16 protein-coding genes and 1 pseudogene are annotated in these 16,867 nt (G+C 71.8%); 7 read left to right on the top strand and 10 right to left on the bottom strand.

Annotated elements, in window-relative coordinates:
* Positions 1-144 precede the first annotated feature (144 nt).
* Positions 145-1,101, bottom strand: coding sequence for a proline dehydrogenase family protein (locus PUR61_RS24455; protein WP_329881523.1), 957 nt, complete (start codon positions 1,099-1,101; stop codon positions 145-147).
* 133 nt (positions 1,102-1,234) lie between these two features.
* On the opposite strand from PUR61_RS24455, the gene PUR61_RS24450 reads away from it, so the two are divergent.
* Both PUR61_RS24450 and PUR61_RS24445 read left to right on the top strand, forming a co-directional pair.
* Positions 1,235-2,239, top strand: coding sequence for a GlxA family transcriptional regulator (locus tag PUR61_RS24450; protein WP_329881522.1), 1,005 nt, complete (start codon positions 1,235-1,237; stop codon positions 2,237-2,239).
* A gap of 555 nt (positions 2,240-2,794) precedes the next feature.
* Entirely contained in the window at positions 2,795-3,400 is a 606-nt protein-coding gene (locus PUR61_RS24445) for a hypothetical protein (RefSeq protein WP_329881521.1), read from the top strand.
* 113 nt (positions 3,401-3,513) lie between these two features.
* Here PUR61_RS24445 and PUR61_RS24440 read toward each other — a convergent pair whose 3' ends face one another.
* From PUR61_RS24440 to PUR61_RS24430, 3 genes are all read right to left on the bottom strand, one after another.
* Positions 3,514-4,068, bottom strand: a complete 555-nt coding sequence (locus tag PUR61_RS24440; protein ID WP_329881520.1) for a hypothetical protein — start codon at positions 4,066-4,068, stop codon at positions 3,514-3,516.
* A 543-nt stretch (positions 4,069-4,611) separates the two neighbouring features.
* The gene (locus tag PUR61_RS24435) at positions 4,612-4,995 is read right to left on the bottom strand and encodes a pyridoxamine 5'-phosphate oxidase family protein (protein ID WP_329881519.1); all 384 of its coding nucleotides are present in this window, start codon (positions 4,993-4,995) and stop codon (positions 4,612-4,614) included.
* A 103-nt stretch (positions 4,996-5,098) separates the two neighbouring features.
* Entirely contained in the window at positions 5,099-5,800 is a 702-nt protein-coding gene (locus PUR61_RS24430; RefSeq protein ID WP_329881518.1) for a response regulator transcription factor, read from the bottom strand.
* Between the two features lie 299 nt (positions 5,801-6,099).
* Here PUR61_RS24430 and chrA point away from each other — a divergent pair, with 299 nt between their 5' ends.
* Complete coding sequence (gene chrA / locus PUR61_RS24425; RefSeq protein ID WP_329881517.1) at positions 6,100-7,260, top strand: chromate efflux transporter; 1,161 nt, start codon at positions 6,100-6,102, stop codon at positions 7,258-7,260.
* A 92-nt stretch (positions 7,261-7,352) separates the two neighbouring features.
* Here chrA and PUR61_RS24420 read toward each other — a convergent pair whose 3' ends face one another.
* Positions 7,353-7,886 (bottom strand): flavodoxin family protein, encoded by a 534-nt coding sequence (locus tag PUR61_RS24420; RefSeq protein ID WP_329881516.1) that lies wholly within the window; start codon positions 7,884-7,886, stop codon positions 7,353-7,355.
* A gap of 716 nt (positions 7,887-8,602) precedes the next feature.
* Positions 8,603-9,031, bottom strand: a pseudogene (locus PUR61_RS24415) (GAF domain-containing protein); the annotation flags it as partial.
* 249 nt (positions 9,032-9,280) lie between these two features.
* On the opposite strand from PUR61_RS24415, the gene PUR61_RS24410 reads away from it, so the two are divergent.
* The gene (locus PUR61_RS24410) at positions 9,281-9,952 is read left to right on the top strand and encodes a pyridoxamine 5'-phosphate oxidase family protein (RefSeq protein WP_329881515.1); all 672 of its coding nucleotides are present in this window, start codon (positions 9,281-9,283) and stop codon (positions 9,950-9,952) included.
* A gap of 349 nt (positions 9,953-10,301) precedes the next feature.
* On the opposite strand, the gene PUR61_RS45500 is transcribed toward PUR61_RS24410, so the two are convergent.
* The 3 genes from PUR61_RS45500 to PUR61_RS24400 form a co-directional block, all read right to left on the bottom strand.
* Positions 10,302-10,676, bottom strand: a complete 375-nt coding sequence (locus PUR61_RS45500) for an ester cyclase (protein ID WP_443035227.1) — start codon at positions 10,674-10,676, stop codon at positions 10,302-10,304.
* Positions 10,621-10,827, bottom strand: a complete 207-nt coding sequence (locus tag PUR61_RS24405) for a nuclear transport factor 2 family protein (RefSeq protein ID WP_329881514.1) — start codon at positions 10,825-10,827, stop codon at positions 10,621-10,623. The genes PUR61_RS45500 and PUR61_RS24405 overlap by 56 nt, the downstream gene beginning before the upstream one ends.
* A 231-nt stretch (positions 10,828-11,058) precedes the next feature.
* Positions 11,059-11,583: a universal stress protein gene (locus tag PUR61_RS24400; RefSeq protein ID WP_443035230.1), complete on the bottom strand. Its 525-nt coding sequence runs from the start codon at positions 11,581-11,583 to the stop codon at positions 11,059-11,061.
* A 1,134-nt stretch (positions 11,584-12,717) separates the two neighbouring features.
* Here PUR61_RS24400 and PUR61_RS24395 point away from each other — a divergent pair.
* The 3 genes from PUR61_RS24395 (at position 12,718) to PUR61_RS24385 (ending at position 16,665) form a co-directional block, all read left to right on the top strand.
* The gene (locus PUR61_RS24395) at positions 12,718-13,800 is read left to right on the top strand and encodes a hypothetical protein (RefSeq protein ID WP_329881512.1); all 1,083 of its coding nucleotides are present in this window, start codon (positions 12,718-12,720) and stop codon (positions 13,798-13,800) included.
* 91 nt (positions 13,801-13,891) lie between these two features.
* Positions 13,892-15,424, top strand: a complete 1,533-nt coding sequence (locus PUR61_RS24390) for a hypothetical protein (protein WP_329881511.1) — start codon at positions 13,892-13,894, stop codon at positions 15,422-15,424.
* A 119-nt stretch (positions 15,425-15,543) separates the two neighbouring features.
* The gene (locus tag PUR61_RS24385) at positions 15,544-16,665 is read left to right on the top strand and encodes a hypothetical protein (RefSeq protein WP_329881510.1); all 1,122 of its coding nucleotides are present in this window, start codon (positions 15,544-15,546) and stop codon (positions 16,663-16,665) included.
* A 56-nt stretch (positions 16,666-16,721) separates the two neighbouring features.
* Here the strand turns inward: PUR61_RS24385 and PUR61_RS24380 are convergent, their stop codons facing one another.
* Positions 16,722-16,856 carry a hypothetical protein gene (locus tag PUR61_RS24380; RefSeq protein ID WP_329881509.1) on the bottom strand — a complete coding sequence of 45 codons (135 nt, stop codon included), beginning with the start codon at positions 16,854-16,856 and terminating at the stop codon, positions 16,722-16,724.
* Positions 16,857-16,867: the final 11 nt, after the last annotated feature.

The following is a 16,867-nucleotide window of genomic DNA, read 5'->3' as shown; positions in this document are numbered from 1 at the left end:
AGAAGAAATGATCACGCGCTCGATGGCGAGGCAGCAACGGCCCGGGGCTGTCGTTGCGGCGGATCGGCTCTGGCCGTCGGGTCACTGGCGCTTCGCAGGGCAGTGTGCTCAGGCGTCATGACGTGGGCCCGGATCAGGTGGTGGTCATGCGGCCGCGTCGACGAGGGCCTGGAGCAGGCGCTGGGGGTCTTCGGCGATGCGGTTGCAAACGTAGAGCCACCACTCCGTGCCGAAGACGATGTACTCCCGGGTGGGGTGGCCGCGCTCGGCCATGGCTTGGAGGCGGTCGGGCCCGAGGCCGAGGAGGGCCTCGAACTCCCAAGGATCGGAATCGGTGCCCTTCCCTCCGAGGTGCTGGTCAACGCGGTTGATCAGATCCCAGTCGTGCGTGGCGAAGGAGCACAGATGGCCCGAGTCGGCCAACTGTTGCGCATACGCAAGATAGGCGGCGGTCAGGGCCGGAGCCTCGCGCCGGTGGGCGATGGCCTCAGATTCGAGGAAGGCGCCCTTGACCAGGCGGATGCGGCCGGGACGGGAAAGCAGCTCCGGCAGGTCGTCTGCGGTGCGATACAGGCGTGCCTGGACGGTGATGCCCACATGGTCGAACCGCTCGCACAGCGTGCGGTGCAGCGCAAGAACCTCGTCGGTCCGGTCGGAGCCTTCAGCCGAGATCACCATCTCCCGCCCGGTGTCGGCGGTGGCCTGGGCAAGGCGGGAGGCGTTGGCAAGGGCAAGCTCCGCATCGACGGCGAGGCCGATGTGGGACAGGTCGAGGGAGATCGAGCACCCGGGTGGCAGCAGACGGGCCGCGGAGAGGAACGTGTCGGTCTCTTCCGTGGCTCGCCGGGGGTCGCGGCAGCTCTCGCCCATGTACTCCACGTTCACGCGGTGGCCTGCGGCCAGGACCTGCTGCGCCCGAGCCAGGGCGTCGGGCAGGGTTTCACCGGCCACGTACCGCCGCGCAACTTTGCGGGCCAGAGGGCCCAGGACCGGGTCGCCTGGGACGCGCCACTTCAGTTCCTCGTCGAGCGCGAGCCCACGGAGGACTTGGGCAGCCTGTGACGAGAGGGCAGCGTTGGTGGCGGGGGTCTGCGTGGTCATGCGCTGTGCCTAGCTGTTCGCGGGATGGATGAACGCCTGCGAGCCTTCCAGAGCGGTGCTCCCACCTGAGAGTGGCAGAAACGACAGGTAAGCTGAAATTTCTGCCACCGTGGTGAGAAGGGATCGGGATTCTGTGCTTCACGACGTCGCCGTCCTGGCCCTCCAGGGTGCCCACGCGTTCGAGCTGGGCGTGTTCTGCGAGGTCTTCGGGATCGACCGCAGCGACGACGCGCTGCCCGCGTACGACTTCGCTCTTGTCTCGGCCACCGGCGACAGCGTGCCGACCCGCCACGGCTTCGAGGTGCGGGCCCGGCACGGCCTGGAGCGGCTGGCCTCGGCGGACCTCATCTGCGTCCCGGCCTACGACCTCAATGTGCGCCAGCCGGACCACCTGACCGAGGAACTGCGGGCTGCTGTGAAGCGTGGCGCCCGGGTCCTGAGCATCTGCACCGGGGCCTTCCTCCTGGGCGAGGCCGGGCTGCTCGACGAGCGACGCTGTACCACGCACTGGCGCTACACCGACGAACTCGCCCGCCGCCACCCGCGTGCCCGGGTCGAGCCGGACGTGCTCTACGTCGACGAGGACCCGGTCATCACCGGCGCCGGCACCGCCGCTGGCGTCGACACCTGCCTCCACCTCATCCGCAAGGAGCACGGCAGCGCCGTCGCCAACGCCATCGCCCGCCGCATGGTCACACCCCCGCACCGGGACGGCGGCCAGCACCAGTACCGCCAACGTCCCCTCCCCCGGGAGGGGACCGGGTCCCTCGCCCCTGTCCTGGCCTGGGTGGAAGCCAACCTCGACCAGGACCTGACCGTCGACGCAATGGCCTACCGTGCCCACCTCTCCCCACGGACCTTCGCCCGACGCTTCCGGCAGGAGACCGGGACCACGCCGCTGCAATGGCTGACCGGGCAGAGAGTCCTGCTCGCGCAGCACCACCTGGAGACCACGGACGACCCAGTAACCGCGATCGCCCACCGCACGGGCTTCGGTACCGTCGACAACCTCCGCCACCACTTCGCCCGTCACCTCGGCACGACGCCCCAGGCGTACCGGCGGGCGTTCAGAGCCCTGCCCACCAGCCGACGATCCGCGCCCCTCACAGTTTCACGAGGGCCGCGCAGTACTGACTGATCGCTGTCCGGCCCTGAGAACAGAACCAGGTCGGCAAGCCCGTCACTCACCGTGACTGCACGGCGGTGGCCCAGACACTGTGCACCGCTCACGATCGAAGACCCGGCAAGCCGGTGCCGAGTTCGCTGCCGCTGCCGCTGCCGCTGCCGCTGCCGCTGCCGTCGTCGTCGTCGCTCCGCCGCCGTCCCACCGAGCGGCCGCGACGGAGCGGGCCGCGGCCGCCCGCTCCGGCGCCCGGCGCCGGATGGACCGACGGAGTGCGACGGCGCGCCATACCGCGCGGGGAGTGCGACCGCACCGGGACTGTCGTTCCCGCAGTCGGGACCAACGGCCCGCAGACCGGTGAGGTGCCCGGGGCGCAGGCTTCGAGTGGACACCGGGACCGCGAGCGCACCGACCGTCCGTGCCGCCCCTCACCACGGGCGGGACGGCCACGGGCGCCCGGACCGGACAGCGTCCCGAACTTCTGCTCGACCCGAGTCGGTACCGGGTGCTCCGGCGAACCGGCTCGAACGGACCGCCACCGCCGAACCGTCCCAGCAGAGGAGAGCCGACATGGCCACCCAGCACGCCCACGCGCCCCTGACGCCCCGCCGCACCACCTTCCGTCGCACCGTCGCCCGGCAGACCGCCGCCCGCACCGTGTCCGCCACGGCCGCCGCCCTCGCCACCGTGCGACTGGCGCTCGGGGCGCTGTTCCTCTGGGCCTTCCTCGACAAGACCTTCGGCCTCGGCTACGCCACCTCCGACGGCCGTGCCTGGATCGACGGAGCCTCACCCGCCCAGGGCTTCCTGAGCCACGTCGGAGCGGGGCCGTTCCGCGAGGCCTTCCACGCGCTGGCCGGCCAGGCCTGGGTGGACTGGACGTTCATGCTGAGCCTCCTCGGCCTCGGGCTCGCACTGATCGGAGGCGTCGGGCTGCGGATCGCCGCGGTCGGGGGCACGACTCTGCTCGCCCTGATGTGGGCCGCCGAGTGGCCGCCCGCCCGCCACTTGGCCGACGGCACCGCGAGCGGATCCACCAACCCGCTGCTCGACTACCACGTCCTCTACGCCTTGGTCCTCATCGTCCTGGCCGTGACCGGCTCCGGCGCCACCTGGGGCCTCGGCCGCCGCTGGGCGGCGCTACCGGTGGTCCGTGACAACGCCTGGCTCCGCTGACGTCCGCTCACCATCCGCCCCCGGGCCGGCCGCGACCTCCGTCGCGGTCGGCCCGCTTGCTGCCGGGTGCCCGGTGACGTCCCGGAGCCGGCCGACGGACACCTCGGGCCGGGTCAGGGGCCGACGGTGAGAGTCGTCTGGGAGGTGGTGTGGTCGATTCCGGCGCCTGCGCAGGCCAGCGGGTCGAGACTCGGCACGATGGTGATCTGCTCGGCGGGCAGGCCCGCGAACCGCCCCGCCGTGATCGTGCCCGTGCGGACCGACGCGCTCTGCCCGCCGATGCTGGTCAGGGTGGTCGTGTACGGGAAGGTGCTGGTCTGTCCGTTGTCCCAGGTGAAGATCCGGGTGCCGCTCTGGGTGGCGACGCCCGAGGAACAGGACTGGGACGGGTTGCTGAAGCTCTCGTCGTAGTGAGCGGACGTGACGGACGCCCCGATGCCGAGGCACGACCCCGGGCTTGCCAGGGCACCGAAGTCACCGTGAGCGGTGATGTCCGTGGGCTTGGCCGTGTTCGTGAGGGGAGGCGAGTAGCTGATCTGCGACTGCCCGGTGCAGGTCACCGTGGTGAGGAGCGGCGCCGCGGCGGCGGTCCCCGTGGCCGAGAACGGCAGGAGCAGAACGGTGGTGAGGCCGGCGGCGGTGAACGTGAGCGCTGAGCGACGAAGCATAGGGGAGCACCTCTTCGGGGCGTGGAGAGCGGGGAGAGCCGGCGCGGGAGTAGGAGGACCTGGCGTCCCTGCGCCAGGTGAAGTGCCGGTCACCACCCAGACTGCGGTGCGGGGAAGCGGGCGCAAGCCGTGTGCCCTTCCTGGCCGGTCCGGGTCACCCGGGAGCGTCGGGCGGTAGCTCCGACAGAGCAGTCCGCCTGCCCGGCACGGAAGCCGCCGGCCGGCCGGACGACCTCGTCCGCCGAGCGTCGTCGGATCCGCGGGGAACGGGTGGACGGGTGCTGTCACGTCGCAAGGCGGGTCTGCCAGAATCGACCGGCCGGGGGCAGGGGACGAGGGAGGCCCGCGTGGGTGGGGACGAGGTTCGGTCGCGTATCCCGCAGTTGAGGCTTGATGAGCTGCTGGAGGAGCCGAGAGCCTGGGGGGAGTCTTCGAGCTGACGAGCCCCGAGGCCGGCGGTACCAGGTTGGCCTGGTCGGTGCCGCTGGTGCACTGACCCGGTTCTCGGGCGGGGTGTTCGACGTTCGGCGTGCCGAGGTCCGGTCAGGGCCGGGCCGGGCGCGTCGACGGGAACAGGCGGCCGCTCACCAGTTCGGGGAGGATCCGGACGGTGACCGTGTCGGTCGGACCGTTCGCCGTGTGATCCGGCGCGACGTCGGCGCGGCCGAGGACGGTCACGCTCCAGCCGGTGCCTTCGGCAGCGTTGAGCTCTCCTGCCTCGAAGGCGACGATCGCGCCGGATACCGCACGGACCAATTCGGACTCGGCGCCGGCGCTCAGCAGCACGCTGCCGTCGGCGCCGAGGCTGTAGCGGGCGGGCTGAACGGCGGGCAGTGCACCGACGGTGTAGACGACCCGGCCGACCGCGAGGCCGGCGAGGCGTCGTCGGCATTCCCACTCGTCCAGCCTTGTGGAGTGAGGTGTCATGACATCGATGGTGCCTTCGCACCGGGCGCCGGGGGAGAGGCCGTTGGTCCCCGGTGACGCTGCCGACCGGACCTGCCCGGTCGGGTGTCCCGGGGCGGCCGGTTCAGCGGTTGGGCCGACCGGTCGGCTGCGTGCGGTCGGCCAGGGTCTGGTTGGCGATCAGGGCGGCCTGGACACGCCGCTCCACGCCCAGCTTGGCCAGCAGGCGGGAGATGTGGTTCTTGACGGTCTTCTCGGCGAGATAGAGCCGCTGGCCGATCTGCCGGTTGGTGAGCCCCTCGCCGACCAGCGCCAGGACCTCCCGCTCGCGCTCGGTGAGCTGGGGGAGGCCGGAGCTCGATGCGGTGACGGCGTCTCCGCGCAGGCGGGCCATCAGCCGGGTGGTGGCGCCGGGGTCGAGCATCGACTGGCCGGAGGCGACGGTGCGGACGGCGGAGACGAGGTCGGTACCACTGATCTGCTTGAGGACGTAGCCGGAGGCCCCGGCCATGATGGCGTCCAGGAGCGCATCCTCGTCGTCGAACGAGGTGAGGATCAGGCAGGCCAGGTCGGGCATGCGGGAGCGCAGTTCGCGGCAGACCGTCACCCCGTCGCCGTCCGGCAGCCGCATGTCGAGTACCGCGACGTCGGGGCGCAGCGCGGGGACACGGGCGAGCGCCTGCTCGACGGTGCCGGCCTCGCCGATCACCCGGAGGTCGGGCTCGGCGTCCAGCAGGTCGTGGACGCCGCGGCGGACCACCTCGTGGTCGTCCAGCAGGAACACCTTCACCGGGCCGCGCGCCCCAGCCGCAGGACTGTCCGCCATCACCACTCCAACCTCCCCGTGGGCCCGCCCTGGCGGCAGGTCGCGTGTGAACCTCCGCTAAGTCTGGCGTGACCGGGGGCGGTTCCGATAGGGCGGGACGGCCCTGTTTCGTCGGGGCGCCGGGAATGGCAGGGGAGTTGCGGCGATTGGCGCGGGGGAGCCGGGGCGTCACAAGGCGGTCTCCACCGGCAGGCCGGGCGGCACCGATTGTTCAACCGCCCCCGGTAGTGTCACCGGACCGAGGCAGTACCGGTGACGTGGGAGATGGGCGGGATGTGGCGGCGGACGAGGACCGGGGCGTGGGTGCGGTCCGGGTTGGGTTGGGGACGATAGCGCGGGAGTGGGGAAGGATCGGCTGCATCGGGTTCGGTGGCCCGCCCACTCACATCGCCCTGCTGCGGAAGCTGTGTGTCGAGCGGCGGGGGTGGATCGCGGCATCGGAGTTCGAGGACTCGATCACCGCGACGAACCTGCTCCCGGGGCCGGCCTCCACCCAGTTGGCGATCCTCACGGCCTGGCGTCTGCGGGGTGTGCCCGGCGCGCTGGTCGGCGGGGTGTGTTTCATCGTGCCGGGCCTTGTACTGATCCTGGCCCTGGCCGCGCTGTTCCTGTCCGGGAACCCGCCGCTGTGGGTGCGAGGGGCAGCCGCCGGTGCGGGGTCCGCGGTGGCGGCGGTCGCCCTGCAGGCGGCCTGGTCGCTCGCCCCGGCGAGTTGGAAGCGCGCGGGGACGGATCGCCCGGCACGGGTGCGTTGGGCCGGGTACGCGCTCGCGGGTGGGACTGCTGCGGCGCTGACGGGCCCGTGGCTGGTTCTGGTGCTCCTGGCGGCCGGCCTGGCCGAGGTCGCCGTCCGCACCCGCGGGAGGCAGGGGCCAGGTCGTCGGGTGGTGTCCTGGCCGCTGCTCGTTGCGGCTCCGGCGCTCGGTGGCGGCACGTTGGCGTTGGCGTGGGTGGCGTTGAAGGTCGGTGCACTGTCGTACGGCGGCGGGTTCGTGATCATCCCGCTGATGCAGGCCGATGCCGTCGACCGTTACCACTGGATGAGTGACGGCCAGTTCCTCAACGCGGTGGCGCTGGGGCAGATCACGCCGGGCCCGGTGGTGCAGACCGTCGCGGTGGTCGGGTACGCGGCTGCCGGAGTGTGGGGCGGACTGCTCGCCGCCGTGGTGGCGTTCGGCCCGTCGTTCCTGTTCGTGGTCTTCGGAGGGCGGCACTTCGACGGACTTCGGGCCAGCGAGCGGGTACAGGCGTTCTTCACGGGGGCCGGACCCGCTGTGATCGGTGCGATCGCCGGGTCGGCGATTCCCCTCGCCTCGGCGCTGCGGCACGGCTGGCAGTACGCGGTGCTGGCCGGCGCCTTGCTGTGGCTGCTGGCCGCTCGCAAGGGCGTGGTCAGCGCCCTGTGCGGAGCGGGTGCGCTGGGCGTTGTCGCGGCGCTGGTGGGCTGGGCGGTCGTCTGACCGCGGGGCAGTGTGCGGGAGCCTGCGCATCGCCACCACGGCATCCCGGGGGAACCCGTCGGGCCGCCGCGACCGGGGCGGCCGGTGGCCCGTCAGACCAGGCCGGCGCCCCAGGCACGGGCGCGGTCGAGTTCGCCCGCCCGCAGGGGGCCGTCGGCATCCTCGACGATGAACCCCTCGGGTTCCGCCAGCACGTCGTAGTGGTGGCGGGAGAGCCGTTGCGCTATGGCGTCCGCCGCGCCGCCGCTCATCCGCATGTCGGCGCGTGTGTCGAAGGCCGCTGCGTGGGTACCGGGCTCGGTCTTCGGGAGGTCGTGGAACCACGTGCGAAGACCGGGCCCCTCGGCCGTCGAAGCGGCCTCCCGAGCGGCGTCCTCGTGGTCCTCCTTCCTCGCCTCGGCCGTGGCGGCCATCCTGCGGCTGAGACCGGAGGACATGCCGTGCATGTGTGTCGGGCCGCCGACCACCAGGAGATCGGCGGTCCGCGTCATGTCGGCGTCGGCCTCTGCCACCGGGATGCAGTCGACCGCCGCGTCCGGGGCGGCTTCGTGGACGCCTGCGGCGATCGCCTCGGCGATCTCACGCGTGTTGCCGTACATGCTCTCGTACACGATCACTGTGTGCATCGCTCTCACCTCTGCTCCCATCGTCCTCCGCCACGCACTCTGGAGGCGTGGGTCGTTCGGCCCTGACCGCGCCGCCGAGAGGACCGCGGCCGCCGGGTGTGCGTCGGCGGTGGAGGACGCGGGCCACACCGGACGGCGGATCCCGTGCGGCGCGGTGCCGGTCGCCGGCCCGGCGGCTCGTCCGACCGGGGCCCGGAACCGGCGAGCGGGGCGGGAGCGGCCACGGTGGTTCGGCTCGGATGACCCTGCGCGGCGCCCGCCGCCGGATCGGCGGGCTCGTCCGGTCGGCCGTGGTCGCACGGAGCCGGGGCGTCGTCGTTACGGGCCGGTCGCCAGTTCCCGGGCGACGGATCCGGTCCAGTGGTCGACGTCGTCCCAGTCCCGGTGGTCGCCGAACCGCCCGCCCATCAGTCTGAAGACCAGGCGGCCGAGGGCCGGCCAGTGGTCGGGCTCCACCGCCCCCGCGAAGTCGTGGTGGTCCCGTGGGGTGACGGCGCTCCTGACGGCGGCCGGGTGGACCGTCCGGCCCTTGGCCGGGCGGTGGTGCCCGGAGAGACTGGTGGCACCGGTCCGGCCGGATCGATCGAGGTGACGAGGAGGCGGGCCATGTCGGCGCCATCCACGACCACCGTGCGCCCGGCCGCGCGAACCACCCTCAGGCGGCATCTCCGTCGTGCCGTGGGGCGGGACCCGAATCCCCTGTGCCGTCGGGTGGCGGACCGCATCGGCGGGTGCCCGGTCGGGAAGCCGTAGGAGGCCGGGTGGTCGGAGATCCGGGCAAGCCGCAGCGGCTGCGGGTGGCGGATCAGCTCACCCAGCACGCCGTGGCCGGCCGGCAGGCCGCCGATCAGCGCCGTCTGTTCGTCGGTGACGCCTACGGGGATGAACTGGGATAGCCTCCGGTCGTCGCCGATCACGCCCAGCGCGCCGTATTCGGCGTCCACCAGGGTCACCGCCGCTTCCACGATGTGCCGCAGAGCCTGGGCGAGCTCCAGGTCGCGCCCGACCGCCAGCACGGCCTCCAGCAGGCTGTGCACCCGGTCACGGGTGCCCCGGGCAGCGTCCAACCTGGTCTGAAGCTCGTCCAGCAGCTCGTCCAGTCGCAGCCTCGGGACAGCGGCGGAACTCTCCGATGCGCTGTCCAAGGGGCCCTCCTCGGCTCGCCCGATGCCACTGACCAGCGTAGGCGCGGACGCGGGACCGCGCCGGGCGGGAGGCGGCGCGGATCCGGGCCGCAGGGACGTCGGTCGGCCCTCCCCTGGCGACGTTCCCGGTGTGGAGGAACGCTTGAGGCGGGAGCGGAGCCGGCCTCGCTGCTTCGCGGCCCCGGAGGAGCGAGCCGGTCGCGCTGGTCCCGATGTGACGCGCAGTGTCCGAGAGCCGAGGAGCCCACCGTGAACCACACCCCTGACCTTGGCGCCGTACAGCGAGCCGAACCCGCCGACGTCGCCCGCCGGATCAGAGACCGCCGCAGCCGTCTCGGTCTGACGGAGCAGGAACTGGCCTACCAGGCGGCCATGGCACCGCAGTATCTGCGCCATCTGCTGAAGGTGGGCCCGGCGTTCGACCCTGCCGCATTCGTCCGGATCGCGGTCGCGCTCGGCACCACGTGGCCGGTGCTGCTGGAGGGCCGTGCCGACGCTCCACCGGGCCAGACCGACGCCGGCGCGCGGCCGGTGCTGTTCCACCTCACCGAGCCCGAGTGCTGGGAGCTGATGGGCTCGCGGGGCATCGGCCGGATAGCCCTGAACGCAGAGCCAGGACCGGCGGTCTACCCGGTCAACTACGCCGTGGACTCCCGGACGGTCGTCTACCGGACGGCACCACGCGCCGCCGCCCCGGCCGACGAATCGCCGGTCTCGTTCCAGGTGGACCACATCGACGACCGCGGGAGCCGGGGCTGGAGCGTCCTCGTCGTCGGCCGGGCCCGTCACGTGGAGGACCTTGACGAACAGCAGCGGCTGGCGCGGCTCCCCGGTACCACCCCGTGGGCCGGTGGTGACCGTCCGCTGTGGATTCGCATCCGTCCTGACGAGATCACGGGACGCCGTATCGGCCGCGAGTGAGGGGACGTGCGGCGCCTTGTCGGCGGATCGATGGGGCAGGGAGACGATCGGATCCGGTCGACCCGCAGAGTGCAAAGCCGGTCCGGTTCGAACCGTTCACTGAATGGCGTGAGCGAAAATTAGTCGAACGCGAACTGTCTTTCGAAGGCGTGGGCCGTTGAAAGCTGATGGCGGCGGCCTGGGGGCTCGACTGTCCGGTTCGTGAATCTGCCGGTCGGGTGAATTTCTCAAGAGGCGCCAACAGAACGCTCTGCCGAGGCCATGTCCCTTTGCCCGGAGGCTCGTTGAATGAGTCATGGGAAGGGGAGCGGTCCTCTGCAGGCGACTCCGGGCATGGTGGTAGCGCCTTCTAGGCGGGCCGTCGACCTGCCGCGCGCCGACGCTCGTGCCACCGTCGGGCAACCCGTGTCCTGAGGTTGAAGGCAGCCTGCACGGTGCACTCGGCAGCCGAACCCCGGGGTGGGAGCAACCCGAGCCGCCGGGCCCACTCGGCACCGTCGAAGGCGACCCGGTTGAGTCTGACCCGGCCGGAGTCGACGTCCATGAAGTCGACGCCGTGGATGTCGAAGGCGCGGCCGTTCGGTTCGAACCCCTGGAACCCGGTGCCGTTGAACGTGCCCGTGATCCGCCACGCGACGGCTGCGCGTCCCCGGTGACGGCCTCCACGGTCATCGAGAGTCCGGCAGGGCGTCGCGCAGCTCCGTGAAGAAGCCCCGCACGGCAATCCGTCCGTGCTGTTCCCCGAACGGGAAGATGTCGAAGGCGACGTCCTCGTGGACGAGTTCGGCGAACCGGTCGAGATCGCCGGAACTGAGGGCATCAACCGCGAGCCGTGCGATGTCGCCAGGAGCCGTCGGAGAGGTGTGCGTGCTCATTTCCTTCTCTTGATGCCCTTCCAAGCGTTGCTCGGGACGCGCGGGGAAGCCAACCGGCCGGACCTGACGGGCGCCGTCGCGGTTGAGCGGGACGCAGGTCAGAGGCCGGCAGCGGCCTCACCGAGCAGCGCCCGCGCTCTTGCGGCATCGTTCGCCCGTGTCGGGTTCGCACGCCGACCGTCCGGGTCGACGGGGCTGAGCGGTCGAGGTCCCGTCGGGAGGCGGTCGTCCTCAGCGCCCGCCGACCGGGACGGCGGGGACGGTGATGACCGGGCAGTGGGCACGATGCAGCAGGCCGTGCGGGACCGACCCGAGCCGCATGCCGGTGAAGCCGCCCCGTCCACGGCGCCCCACCACGACGGCGAGCGCGTGCTCGGAGGCCTTGGCGAGCTCCTCGACGGGGTGGCCGCGGATCACCTCGTGCGTCAGCGTGATGTCCGGGTGCGTCGCGCGGCGCCCGGCTGTGGCCTCGTCCAGCAGCCGCCGCAGGGACTGGACGGTGGCCTCCTCGTCGACGTGAATGTGGCCGACGAGGTGCGACTGCCAGATGAGGAGGGTGCGCAGCGCGGCCTGCCTTGGCGCGGCGAGGTCGAAGGCGAAGTCGATCGCGGCGGCTGCGGCTGACGAGGGGCTGGCGTCCACGCCGACCACCACGTAAGGAGGTTGCTGGGTGACATGCTCCGGTTCGCGGACGACGACCACGGGGCAGTGGGCCTGGGCACTCACCGGGACGGTCACCGAGGAGGCGCTCAGCACCTCTTCCAAGCGGCTGAGCCTGCGCGACCCGAGGACGACGAGTTCGGCCTGCCCTGTGCTCCACACTAGGGAGGTCGTGGTACCCGGCGCGAGGGTCGACCGGCCCTCGCGCCGGGCCGACCGCACCGGTACCGGTCGTCCGGCCTCGGAGCGGCGTCCGGGTGGGCCGCCGACCGGGGCGCTGTCGGCGGGCAGGTACCAGCGTGACTGCGGTCTGCTACGGCGGGCCCGGCTCCGGCGGCGGCGCCGCGCACCCGGGTGCCTCCAGAGCACCACCGGGGTGCTGCATCCGCCAGGGCCGACCGGCCCCACCTCCCGGGTCTCCTCCGCCCGGGAGGGCCCGAACCGCGCCGGACCTGCCGGAAGCAGCCCGGGCGTGGGACGGCAGCACGCGTCGGCGGCTCCGACGTGCTCCCGATCGCGCCTCCTCTGCCCGCGCAGCACGATGGGAGGAGCGACCGACTGAGGAGATCGAGATGGCCGGGACGGACCGGAGAGCGTACCTCCGGTCCTCACCCTGACGGTGAACCCCACCGTTGCGAGTCCCGCTGCCGTCCGGCGAACCGCTCAGCGACGCCGGTGCCGGAGACGGAGGCTTCCCGTGGTGTCCGGTGTTGCCACGACCGTAGGACTTCGAAAGCACTCAAACTCAAGTCCGACACCGCAACCCGGTCCGTCTGCCACGCCACGGACGGTGCCTCAGGGGCTGATGCCGGGCTCGCTCGTGAACCTTGGGTCGAACCGAGGCCCCACCAATCACCCGCCGGAGCACTCTACTGTCCGGCAGCCCTTGACGAGCATGTGAGACCCCGGGGCACAGCCGTGCCGGGAGCAGTTCGAGGGCGGCCTCTGGCTGGTGGTTGTCGCCCCTGGCTGCGAGTCTGTCGCACACCCTGCGTGTCTCGCCGATTCTCCGAAGCGGCCGGCCCAGCTGGGCGCTCGGCAGCGCTGGTCCTCGCGGCTCTGGGCTCTGGGCCGGCCGGCGGCGGCACCGGGCAGCACGGGACCCAGGGGTGTTAGGCCGGCCGGATGGCAGAAGCCGTCCGGTGGTGATCCGTAGGGGGTGTCATGTGATGGAGCGTCGTTTCTGTCATATGAAGGGCATATACGCTTTGATGATCATCCGGGAGAGCCATGCAGGTCTGCACCACCGGCAAACCGCTCCACCGTCCGGGGACCCTCGCCGTCAGACGCGCCGCCGTGGGATCCGTCGCCGTGCTCGCCCTGCTCGGGACGGCCCCGACTGCCTCGGCGGCGCAGGAGCAGCCGACCGCCGTGAACGGGACGATGGCCCAGCCACAGGCCCCGAAAGGGGGGCTCGTCACCGCGGCGCCCGACTTCTGGGAGGGCAGTGGCGACCTCTATTCCGCCGGCCTGGCCAAACACCCGTCCTACTACCAGGCGTTCGATCTCAATGACGGAGCCACCGGGTACCTCACACAGACCCTGCAGAACATCAGGAGCGGTGCCGTCATCACCGTGCGATGGGACGACTCGCCGAACCGCTACGACGGCAACACCGCCCAGCGGCGCTACGAGGTGAGCGCCACGGGCGGCGTCGCCGAGCAGTTCACCACACTCTCCGGGACGACGGTCGGCACACCCTGGCGGAACACCAACACCTACCGGTTCACCGCGGCCGGCGACAACCCGATCCTGCGGTTCACCTCACTGGAGACCGGTGTGCTCGGCGCACTGGTGTCCAACGTCCGCATCGACCAGGGCGCTGCGGCGGCGACGGATACTCCCTCACCGGCCGTCCCCACGGCGGGTACCCCCGCGCCGGAGCGGCCCGCGATCCCCTCCGGGGACAAGCCGCCGGTGGCCGACTCCGACGCCTGCGTGCCCTTCGCGGACGGCTCGCTGCCGGACGGCTGCACCGCGCAGACCGCCAACCAGCAGGCCATCGACGCCTGCCCGCCCGACAGCGCCCCGTGTGTGGCGAAGTACGCCACCGACGGTGCGGCCACCAAGCAGGACACGGCGTCCACCTCGGCCCTGGTGAACAGCATCGTCAACAAGGACCGGTACTCCGACCCGAAGACCGCGGCCGGCCAGATGTGCGCGATCTCCGCCCAGCACACCGGCGCCTACCGGCCCGACCAGTACGAGTACGACCCGAGAACCTGGAACTGCCGCCCGGGCCTGTCCGACCAGGACGGCGAGCAGACCCGCCCCACCCCGGGTGGAACGCTCACCCCGCTCCCCACCCCGTGACCTGCCGCCCCCGCCCGGCCCGCCGCCCGTGCACGCCGCGGCCCACCGCAGCACGCAGTGCGGGCGTACCGGGCCCCATCAGGAGGAACCCGTGCCGATCGGACCGATCAGGACTCCCGCCTCGTACGTACTCGGCGGGGCCGTCGCTCTCTCCCTTGCGTTCGCCGCGACGCCCGCCGCCGCCGAGGACCCGTGGACGCCCGTCGCCGTCGAGAACTCCGACTTCGCCTCCCCGCCGGTCGCCTCCGCCACCAACCCGACCGCGACGGTGCCGACCGGCTGGTACGGGGCGAACCCGACCCGGCTCCAGGTCTTCTCGGCTGCCCTCGCCAACCACCCCAGGCGGCTTCAGACGGTGTCGCTGAACTCGGACGGCCCCGGGAGGCTGCGGCAGCGCCTGTGGAACGTGAACGCGGGCGCCCAGGTCCGCGTCCGGTTCTCCGACTCGGCCTCCACCCTCGGCTCGTGCAGCCCGGCGGAGGTGGCGGGCGGCCAGAAGTACCGGGTCAGTGCCTACCGCGAGACGGCGTACGACGCCGCCGGTGAGCCGGCCAGGGCGGCCGGCGAGATCGTCCGCACCGTGCAGTACACCCAGGACTACACCACCCTCGGGTACACCAAGGCGGCCGGCACCGTCGGCTCCGGGGCCTGGTCGCCGGCCCCCAGGGTGTTCGAGTTCACCGCGGCCGAGGACAACCCGCTGATCGTCTTCGAGTCGCTGGAGGACAATCCTCAGCCGGACGCCTCCTGCGGCCCGTTGCTCGCCGCCGTCTCCGTGGAGGAGCAGGCCGCCTTCATCGACCACCGGATCGAGCAGAACAAGCTGCCGTGGAGCGCCTACAACGGCGTCGACGAGATCTCCCTGGCCTCGGCCGCCCAGAACTGCCGGGCTGCCGCCAACGCCTGCCGCTTCACCGCCGACCCCCGGTACAGCTACCAGTTCTACGGGAGCAACCGGATCCTGGACTACGCCTACCTCAACTGCACCCGCAACCAGGTGGTGGACCGGCGCACGGTCACCTGGGCCGAGGAGGGCTTCGACAGCATCAGCCAGGAGGCCGGCCGGGTCAGGAACGCCAACTCCGCCGACCAGAACCCGGCCAACACCGGCGAGGACGACGCCGGCATGCAGTCGGCCAACCCGAACATGTTCAAGCAGGTCGCGGCCGGGTTCCAGCGCAACGAGGGCAACTCCGGCCTGGCCAACACCACCAACCCGCTGACCGCCTCCCGTTCCACCACCAAGCAGGTGGAGCAGGCCGTCCAACCGGGGGAGGCCAGCTGGATCGAGGTGCAGCCCGCGCGTGAGCGTATCGAGGGGCTCTTCCGCAGCCCTGGCGGGATCACCATCGACGCGATGTTCGACTTTCCGTCCGGCAAGGTGCCCGACCGACTCTACGAACGCACCGGCCCGCTCACCCAGGACGAGAAGAAGCACTGCCTGACCGAGCGCCCGCTCAAGGTCACCCCCGACAACGGCGGCACCCGCTCCCTTCCCGCCGCCGGGCCGCTGCGCGGCGGTTCGCTCCGCGGCGGTCCGCTCCCGGACGGCCTGCCGCGCGTTCCTGCCTCGCCGCAGAACCGGGACACCCGGCTCACCGAGCTGTCCCCCGCCCGGCCGTGAACCCAGCGGCCCGCTCTTTCGCCCACGACCCGACCGATCGAGCCGAGCTTCAGAGGAGAGGCCCCGTGCACCATCCGAAAAACCCTCCCGTCCCCACTGGCCCCCGTACGCGCCGGGCCATGGCCGCCCGCGCCGGTGCCCTCACCCTGGCGCTGACGGCCACCACCGCACTGCCCGCCTTCGCCGCACCGGCCGGCAGCGCGCCGGGCGGAGCCGCCGTCGCCAAGGCGTTCCGCAACGGCCAGAGCATCCCGGTGAAGGACGCGCTGCGGGCCTGCAGACGCAGCGACTGCAACTTCCGCGTCACCGCGGGGCCGACGGAGTACGTCACCGCCGTCACCAACGTCGGCAGCGCGGTCGTCAACTGCACCAACGAGGACATGGCCGTCGAGCGCGAAGTCACCCTCACTTCCGGTATCACCGACAACATCGAGGGCGAGATCTCGGGGAAGGCCACCATCGAGGGGACCGTCGACAACACCACCGAGGTCACCACCACGGCGGAGAAGCAGGAATCGGTCACCCAGCAGACCACCGAGACCATCACCAACACCTCCACCGCCACTACCGAGGTCGCCGCGACGGTGACCGGCACACAGACCAACGGCAGCGGCAACACCTTCCACACCGCGCCCAAGGACACCGGTCCCAACAGCGAGTTCACCAGCTCCGCCCAGTCGCAGACCCAGGCCGAGACCGCCGTGACCAACACCGCCCAGAACGAAGTCGCCAAGGAGGCCCAGAACCAGCTGTCGACCACCACCCAGGCCACCGGCACCGTCTCGGCCAGGGACGAACTGCACGTCGGCATCAAGGGAGCCTTTGAAGCCGCCTTCCGGCTCACCGCCGGAACGGAACTCGCCGAGACCTCCTCCGAGAAGATGACCTACAAGATCACCCTCAAGCCGAAGGACATCCTGGTCCTCTCCGCGCAGAACGCCATGGTGCGCACCAACGGGGTCCTGCACGTCGACGACGACGCCGGAAGCAGCACCGTGGAGAACATCACCGTCGACAGCCCCTCCACCGTCAACGCCAGCTCCCTGCTCGCCCAGACCTTCACCGGGGCCGAACAGTGCGAGACACTGCGGCCCACCCAGGACGCGAAAGACCCCCAGCCCACACAGCCCAATCGCCGAAGCAGTACACCGGGACTGCGCAACACCCCGCTCCCGCCTCCCGGAACCGCGCCGACCTCCACCCGGGTCCTCCTGGCTGCCCCCCGAGCTCCGAGGAAGTAGCGGCCGGTCGAATGTGCGGCCGGACGTGGGTTCCGCTGTCGGGAGGCAGGCGGGTGCTACGGGTTCCGCACCGTCATACGCAGGTAGCCGCCACCACGTCCGCGGAAAGGACCGGGCAGGCTGCCGAGCGTGCCCATCAGGGCGACGTTCCCGCCCTTGCCGGGGTACTTTTCGCCCAGGACCAGAGCCATCCCCGACATGA

Origin of the sequence: Streptomyces sp. BE20, assembly GCF_036322525.1 — a bacterium.
Taxonomy (GTDB): domain Bacteria; phylum Actinomycetota; class Actinomycetes; order Streptomycetales; family Streptomycetaceae; genus Kitasatospora.
Note: the sequence above shows the minus strand (reverse complement) of the source record. Positions and strands in the feature narration are given on the sequence as shown.

What these genes read in the sequence shown, in the direction of transcription:
- PUR61_RS24395 (WP_329881512.1), top strand. Translation starts at nt 12,718, where the DNA reads ATGCAGGTCTGCACCACCGGCAAACCGCTCCACCGTCCGGGGACCCTC.
- PUR61_RS24385 (WP_329881510.1), top strand. Translation starts at nt 15,544, where the DNA reads ATGGCCGCCCGCGCCGGTGCCCTCACCCTGGCGCTGACGGCCACCACC.
- PUR61_RS24445 (WP_329881521.1), top strand. Translation starts at nt 2,795, where the DNA reads ATGGCCACCCAGCACGCCCACGCGCCCCTGACGCCCCGCCGCACCACC.
- PUR61_RS24455 (WP_329881523.1), bottom strand. Translation starts at nt 1,101, where the DNA reads ATGACCACGCAGACCCCCGCCACCAACGCTGCCCTCTCGTCACAGGCT.
- PUR61_RS24440 (WP_329881520.1), bottom strand. Translation starts at nt 4,068, where the DNA reads ATGCTTCGTCGCTCAGCGCTCACGTTCACCGCCGCCGGCCTCACCACC.
- PUR61_RS24380 (WP_329881509.1), bottom strand. Translation starts at nt 16,856, where the DNA reads ATGGCTCTGGTCCTGGGCGAAAAGTACCCCGGCAAGGGCGGGAACGTC.
- PUR61_RS24405 (WP_329881514.1), bottom strand. Translation starts at nt 10,827, where the DNA reads ATGAGCACGCACACCTCTCCGACGGCTCCTGGCGACATCGCACGGCTC.
- PUR61_RS24430 (WP_329881518.1), bottom strand. Translation starts at nt 5,800, where the DNA reads ATGGCGGACAGTCCTGCGGCTGGGGCGCGCGGCCCGGTGAAGGTGTTC.
- PUR61_RS24435 (WP_329881519.1), bottom strand. Translation starts at nt 4,995, where the DNA reads ATGACACCTCACTCCACAAGGCTGGACGAGTGGGAATGCCGACGACGC.
- PUR61_RS24420 (WP_329881516.1), bottom strand. Translation starts at nt 7,886, where the DNA reads ATGCACACAGTGATCGTGTACGAGAGCATGTACGGCAACACGCGTGAG.